The 6553-nt window shown below is 73.8% G+C and carries 7 protein-coding genes; 2 read left to right on the top strand and 5 right to left on the bottom strand.

Going from position 1 to position 6553, the window contains the following annotated elements:
- The 4 genes from ABZU52_RS31470 to ABZU52_RS31455 form a co-directional block, all read right to left on the bottom strand.
- On the bottom strand, positions 1-290 hold a 290-nt coding region (locus ABZU52_RS31470; RefSeq protein ID WP_354974560.1), incomplete at its 3' end, for a winged helix-turn-helix domain-containing protein.
- Positions 291-764: 474 nt separating this feature from the next.
- A complete protein-coding gene (locus tag ABZU52_RS31465; protein WP_354974559.1) occupies positions 765-1283 on the bottom strand; it encodes a 2'-5' RNA ligase family protein in 519 nt (172 codons plus the stop codon).
- A gap of 37 nt (positions 1284-1320) precedes the next feature.
- The gene (locus ABZU52_RS31460) at positions 1321-1926 is read right to left on the bottom strand and encodes a response regulator transcription factor (protein WP_354974558.1); all 606 of its coding nucleotides are present in this window, start codon (positions 1924-1926) and stop codon (positions 1321-1323) included.
- Positions 1923-3077 carry a histidine kinase gene (locus ABZU52_RS31455; RefSeq protein WP_354974557.1) on the bottom strand — a complete coding sequence of 385 codons (1155 nt, stop codon included), beginning with the start codon at positions 3075-3077 and terminating at the stop codon, positions 1923-1925. The genes ABZU52_RS31460 and ABZU52_RS31455 overlap by 4 nt, the downstream gene beginning before the upstream one ends.
- Before the next feature lie 131 nt (positions 3078-3208).
- Between ABZU52_RS31455 and ABZU52_RS31450 the strand changes: the two genes are divergently transcribed.
- Positions 3209-4123, top strand: a complete 915-nt coding sequence (locus ABZU52_RS31450) for a hypothetical protein (RefSeq protein ID WP_354974556.1) — start codon at positions 3209-3211, stop codon at positions 4121-4123.
- A gap of 96 nt (positions 4124-4219) precedes the next feature.
- Positions 4220-5953 (top strand): DEAD/DEAH box helicase, encoded by a 1734-nt coding sequence (locus ABZU52_RS31445; protein WP_354974555.1) that lies wholly within the window; start codon positions 4220-4222, stop codon positions 5951-5953.
- Positions 5954-6003: 50 nt separating this feature from the next.
- Here the strand turns inward: ABZU52_RS31445 and ABZU52_RS31440 are convergent, their stop codons facing one another.
- Positions 6004-6408: a DoxX family protein gene (locus ABZU52_RS31440; RefSeq protein WP_354974554.1), complete on the bottom strand. Its 405-nt coding sequence runs from the start codon at positions 6406-6408 to the stop codon at positions 6004-6006.
- Between the last annotated feature and the right edge of the window lie 145 nt (positions 6409-6553).

Here is a 6553-nt window from a genome sequence, read left to right as displayed (position 1 = left end):
GGCGTGGCCGGGGCGTGGCCGGCCAGGTCCTCGATCAGCTGGGCCACTGACGGCCCGGCCAGCCGCAGGTAGCGGTGCCGGCCCTGCCGTTCCTCGACGAGCAGCCCACCGCGGACGAGTCGGGTGAGGTGGTCGCTGGCCGTCGACGGGGCGACCCCGGCGCGTCTGGCCAACTCACCGGCGGTCCACGCCCGCCCGTCGAGCAGCGCCAGGCACATCCCGGCCCGGGTGCCGTCGGCCAGCAGGGCCGCCAGCTCGGCCATCCCCCGACCGTCGGTGCCCACGCTCATCGCCCCAGTCTAGAAAGGCAGGCGACGCGCCGATGAACAGCGACCCGGGGGCGGCGACCAGGTGCCCGGCCTAGCGGGCGTGGCGTTCGGCGGCCGCATGCCACCAGGCGGGCGGGCTCGGGCCGGTGACGGTCGCGGTCGGCTGGTCAGGGTGCAGGCCGAGTCTCCGTAGTACGGCAGCCTGGACACGGATACCGACCCAGCCACGCCATCGACCGTCATCGCCGACGCCACAGGCCAAATTGACGGAAATCGCGTCGGCCTCGAAGGGCATCCAGTCGATGCCGCGATCACGTAGTCAAGCGCGCACGGCGGCCATGGGCTGCGGGCAACCGCGGGTGTTCGCATAGACCGCGACGGTGACCCACTCAGTTTCCAGAGCGTCCATGGCGACCATGCTCCCTGTCGTCGTCCATTTTCGGAAGCGAGATCTCTGGACCGATCTGGCCATGCTCACCAACCGACCATTGACGATCAGCGGAGCCGGGTCAGCGCGGTCACCGACCGGTCCGTGCCGTCGTAGCTGCGGGCGGCGTCGAAGTCGCCCGTCGGGCGCTGCCCGCCGGTGACGGCGCGAGCCAACCGCAGGTCCGCGTTGCGGAACCGCAGCGCCAGGCTCAGGTGCGGCACCCACGCTCCCGGGGCGTGCCACGGGCGCTGGCCGTCGGCACCGGCGAGAACGTCCCAGACGGCGGCGTGCAGCGCGGTCAGCGCCGGGCTGGGTCGGACGAGCCAGACCAGTGGGGCGCTGCCGTCGAGGACGACGACCCGGTCGAGCGTGACCGGCACCGGCAGCGTGGCGTCGAACAGCTCGGTCAGGCGGCGCTCGACCCCCGGCGGGAAGTCGTCGACGGCGGCGAGGGTGAGGTGCGGCCGGTTGGTCGGGTGAATGTTGCGGGCCAGACTGGGCAACCCGGCGGCGGCCAGCCGGCCCCAGACCGCCCGGACCGCGACCTCCAGACCGGGCGAACAGACCAGTTCCACCGTACGCACCCCGACACGCTATCGGGGAAGCCGCCGGTGACGGTGGTCAGAGCCAGCCGTTGTCCCGGGCGGTGCGGACGGCCTCGGCCCGGTCGGCGGCGCCGAGCTTCTGCACCGCGGCGGAGAGGTGATTACGCACGGTCCCGGTGGACAGGTGCACCCGGCGGGCGATCACGGCGACCGGGGCCCCGACCTCCACCAGCCGTAGCGTCTCCAGTTCCCTGGGGGTCAGCGGGCACGGGGGCAGGGTCAACGCGTCGGCGGCCAGCGCCGGGTCGACGTAGCGGCCTCCGGAGTGCACCCGCCGGATCACGTCGGCGAGCGCCCAACCCGGCGAGCCTTTGGGCAGAAACCCTCGGGCGCCGGCGGTCAACGCCTGGCGCAGGTGCCCGGGGCGACCGTGTCCGGTCAACACGACCACCGCGCAATCGGGCCGGACCCGGGTCAGCTCGGCGGCTACCGCGATGCCGTCCAGGCCGGGCATCTCCAGGTCCACCACTGCCACGTCCGGGCGGTGCGCCAGCGCCGCGGTGACGGCCGCCGACCCATCCGCGGCGTGTGCCACCACCTCGATGTCGGGTTCCAGGCCGAGCAGCGCGGCCACGGCGACCCGGATCAGGTCCTCGTCGTCGGCGAGCAGGACGCGGATCACGACCGCGCCGGCACTGTGGCTTCGAGGGTGAAGATCGTGTCCTCCCGGCGTACCCGCAACTCGCCCCCGGCAGCGGCGAGCCGGTCGGCCAGCCCACGCAGGCCGTGGCTGTGCGCGTCCGGGCCACGGTGGTCGGCGCCGTCGTTGGCCACCGTCATCCTGGCCACGTCATCCTCCCGATCGATGCGGATCCGGCACCAGTCGGCCCGGCTGTGCCGCAGCACGTTGGTGCTCGCCTCGCGCAGCACCGCCGCCAACTCGATGGCGGCGGGCTGCGGCAGGTCCGCCGGTGGTGGCAGGACCGTGCACCGCACCCCGCAGGAGCGCAGCACCCCCACCACCGCGGTGAGTTGTTCGTCGAGGTCGACGGCCCGGTAGCCGTGCACTGTCTCCCGTACCTCGCTCAGCGCGGAGGCGGCCAACCGCTGCACCTCGGCGGCTTCCCGCCCGGCCCGTTCCGGGTCGACCGGGGCGAGCCGGGCGGCGAGCTCGGCCTTCAACGCGATCACCGTGAGGCGGTGCCCCAGCACGTCGTGCACGTCCCGGGCGAAGCGCAGCCGTTCCTCGGCGGCGGCCAGCCGGGCCTGGGCGGCCTGACCCTGCCGGGCCTCCACGAGCAGGTCCCAGAACCAGACCTGGAATCCGTTGACGGCGGCGACGGCCACGCCGATGCCACCGGTCACGGCGAGGTGGCGCGGCACGGAACCGCCGGTCCACCAGGCCACCGCGACCGCCACCGCCAGCACGCCGACCGCGACCGCCAGCGCGGCCCGCCACCGCACCAGCAGCGGCGTCATGCCGATCAGCGCCGCACCGAGCCAGGCCCAGGTCGGCCACCTGCCGGCCGCCACCGGACCCACCAGCGGAACGGTCAGCACCGCCACCCCGACCAGGCTCAGCTCGGCCCGACGTCGCCAGCGCGGGTCCAGCCACGGCGTCACGGCCGCGTACAGAACGAGGGTCTGGGCGATCACGAAGCCGAGGATGCCGAGCGCGCCGAGCACCACCCGGCCCCGGTCGGGCTCGCGGGTCAGGCCGACCGCCGGCAGCAGGACGCTCGCCCAGACGCCGGTGGCCAGCGACACCAACGTCGCCTGCCGGGCGCGGCGCAGCCGGCGGTCCGCCCGGGGGGTCACCGCCTCGCTCGCCACGCACCGATCCTAGGACCGTCCCGCGCCCGGTCCACCCCTGCGAAACGTCACGGTTGAACCGTGCGGCCCGCACGGTTTTCCGGTGACGAACGCGTCTGCCGCCGCGCCGGCCGCGCCGGCAGGGTCGAGGCATGGAGAAGACCCAGATGTACGCGGACAGCCTCACCGCCGTACCGTCGCCCGCGCCCCTGCCCACCGATGACCCAGCGCCCTCGGGCGCGACACCGACCAGCGCGGCACCGACCAGCAGCAGGCGGCGGCTGCTGTGGCATCTGGGCGAGATGGCCCTGGCGATGGTCGCCGGGATGCTGCTGCTCGGGCCGTTGTGGGAGCTGGCCGGCACCGCTGTGGGCGGCGGCGACGCGCTGGCCCGGCCGGAGGTCGCCGCCCTGGTGATGGCCACGAACATGACCGTCGGGATGACTGTGTGGATGCGCTTCCGGGCGCAGCACTGGCGCGCGGTCGGTGAGATGGCGGCCGCGATGTACGTACCGTTTCTGGTGCTGCTCGTGCCGTTTTGGGCCGGCCTGCTCGGTGCCGACGGGCTGCTGCTCGGCGGCCACCTGCTGATGGTTCCCGCGATGGTGCTGGTGGCGGTCCGCCACCGACACGAGACGTCGCCGCCGGTACGCCGACACCCGGTCGTGGTGGCGCTCGCCCACCGCTGGCCGACCGGGCTGGCGCTGCTTCTGACCGCGGACATGTGGGTCGACCCGGGCGTGCTCAGCCCGTGGACCATGCTGGTGCTGCCCGGCGGCTACCTGGTGATCGGCATGGCCCGCCGCACACTGGGCGGGCGCGGTGTGCTCGCCACCCAACTCGCCGGTCTGGCCGGCTGGGTCGCCCTGACGCTGGTCGCGGTGCTGGCCGGCGGGCGGACCGCCGACTGGCTGGTGGCGTTCGGGTGGTTGGCGCACGCCGGCTGGGACCTGGCGCACCACCGCGACCGCCGGGTGGTGCCGCGCGGCTACGCCGAGTTTTGCGCGGTGCTTGACGTGGCCCTCGCCGCGGTGATGGTGCTGGCCATCCTGACCACCGACGCCTGAACCGCGAACCCCGACCGGCCCGCTGCCGAGGGTCTGAACGCCCACTTGTGGCGGTCGCCGCAACGGCCCGGACGGCGTGATGAAAGGCTTGGGCACATGAGTTCCGCACCTGCACAGCACGACGCACCGATTGACGCCACCCCCGAGGGCACCGACGAGGTGAGCGCCTTCACCGAGCTCGGGCTGCGCCCCGAGCTGCTGGGCGCGCTCGCCGCCCTCGGATACGAGGAGCCGACCCCGATCCAGCGGGAGGCTATCCCACCGCTGCTGGAGGGTCGGGACCTGCTGGGTCAGGCGGCCACCGGCACCGGCAAGACGGCCGCGTTCGCGCTGCCGTTGCTGAACCTCATGGCGGCCCATCGCCAGGGCGGCGACCCGGTGGCGCTGGTGCTGGTGCCGACCCGGGAGCTGGCGGTGCAGGTCTCCGAGGCGTTCCACCGCTACGGCAAGGACCTGGGCGCGCGGGTGCTGCCGATCTACGGTGGGCAGCCGATCGGGCGGCAGCTGCGGGCTCTGGACAGCGGCGTCGACGTGGTGGTGGCCACCCCGGGGCGGGCCCTCGATCACATCGCCCGGGGCACCCTGCGCCTCGGTGGGTTGGCCACGGTCGTGCTCGACGAGGCCGACGAGATGCTCGACATGGGCTTCGCCGAGGACATCGAGGCGATCCTGGAGCACGCGCCGGCACAGCGTCAGACGGTGCTCTTCTCGGCCACCATGCCGTCCCGGATCGACGGGATGGCCCGCCAGCACCTGCGCGAGCCGGTCCGCATCGAGATCGGCCGGGAGCCGACGGTCGCGGGTGAGGCGCCCCGGGTGCGGCAGAGCGCGTACATCGTGACCCGGGCGCACAAGCCGGCCGCGCTGGGCCGGGTGCTGGACGTGGAGTCGCCCACCGCGGCGATCGTGTTCTGCCGCAGCCGGGAAGAGGTCGACCGGCTGACCGAGACGATGAACGGTCGGGGCTACCGCTCCGAGGCGCTGCACGGTGGCATGAGCCAGGAGCAGCGCGACCGGGTGATGGGCCGGCTGCGGGCGGGCACCGCCGACCTGCTGGTCGCCACCGACGTGGCGGCCCGTGGGCTGGACGTCGAGCAGCTGACCCACGTCGTCAACTACGACGTGCCGTCCGCCCCGGAGTCGTACGTGCACCGGATCGGCCGGGTGGGTCGGGCCGGCCGCGAGGGCGTGGCGATCACCCTCGCCGAGCCGCGTGAGCACCGGATGCTCAAGACCATCGAGCGGGTGACCGGCCAGCGGATCACCATCGACAAGATCCCCACCGTGGCCGACATGCGTACCCGCCGGCTGGAGCTGACCCAGGCTGCCCTGCGCGAGAGCCTGCTGGAGGACGACCTCGACCCGTTCCGGGTCATCGTGGAGACGCTTACCGACGAGTTCGACCTGATGGAGGTCGCCCTGGCCGCGGTGAAGCTGGCGCACGAGGTGACGTCGCCGGGCTCCGACGACGAGGAGGAGATCCCGCAGGCGCCGGTGCGCGGCCCGCGCGAGGGTCGGCCGGAGGCCGGCGGCCGGGGCGGTGACCGGCGTGGCGGTGGCCGGCCGCGTTCCAGCGGTGGCAACACCGTGCAGGTCTTCGTCGGCCTGGGCCGGCGTGCCGGGGTGCGCCCACAGGATCTGGTGGGCGCGATCACCGGCGAGACCGGCATCCGCGGCCGGGACATCGGCTCGATCGAGATCGCCGACCGGTTCTCGCTGGTGGAGGTGCCGCAGGGGGTGGCCGACGAGGTGATCTCCGGGCTGCGCTCCAGCACGATCAAGGGCCGCAAGGCCACGGTCCGTCGCGACCGCGGGGGCGAGGACCGCTGAGCGAGCCGCCGGCGACCGCCGAGGTACGACGGTCGCCGGCGGCTCAGGCTTCAGAAGGAGTACGGGCCGAACCGCCCCCACGCCACCACGGCGGCGAGGACGAGCAGCACCGTGCAGGTGATCGCGCCCTGGACCTCCGTCCGACGCTCGGCCGCCGTGTCGCGCTTCTTCCTGTCGCGCAGGTGCACCAGGATGCCGCCGACCATGACGATGACCAGCCCCACGGCGGCGAGCGGGGTGAGCACGGTGGCGATGCCGGTGAGGGCGGGCAGCACCAGCCCGAGGGCGGCCAGCACCTCGACCGCGCCGAGCGCCTTGACCTGCGTCGGCGGGACCGGGTCCACCCACCGCATCATGTCGCGCAGCTTGTCCTTGGGTTGGGTCAGCTTGGCCAGGCCGGCGCCGGCGAAGACGACGGCGAGCAGGATCTGGATGATCCAGAGCACCAGGTTCACGGGGGTTTCCTCCGGGGGCTCCGCCTCGCGGCGGAAAGGTAGTTGAGGGTTCAAGCGAGACAGTAGACCCCGCGGGCCGTCCAGGAAATGCCCCCCCCCCCCACAGACGGCCCGGGGCGCAGGTGAGGAGCGGAACACCGGGGAG

The organism is Micromonospora sp. NPDC005220, assembly GCF_040607895.1.
GTDB lineage: Bacteria > Actinomycetota > Actinomycetes > Mycobacteriales > Micromonosporaceae > Micromonospora.
The sequence above is the reverse complement of the archived record's forward strand: the minus strand, read 5'-3'. Positions and strand labels throughout refer to the sequence as shown.

Bases quoted from the DNA above. Each gene is read 5' to 3' on its own strand.
- ABZU52_RS31450 (WP_354974556.1), top strand. From the start codon at position 3,209: ATGGAGAAGACCCAGATGTACGCGGACAGCCTCACCGCCGTACCGTCG.
- ABZU52_RS31445 (WP_354974555.1), top strand. From the start codon at position 4,220: ATGAGTTCCGCACCTGCACAGCACGACGCACCGATTGACGCCACCCCC.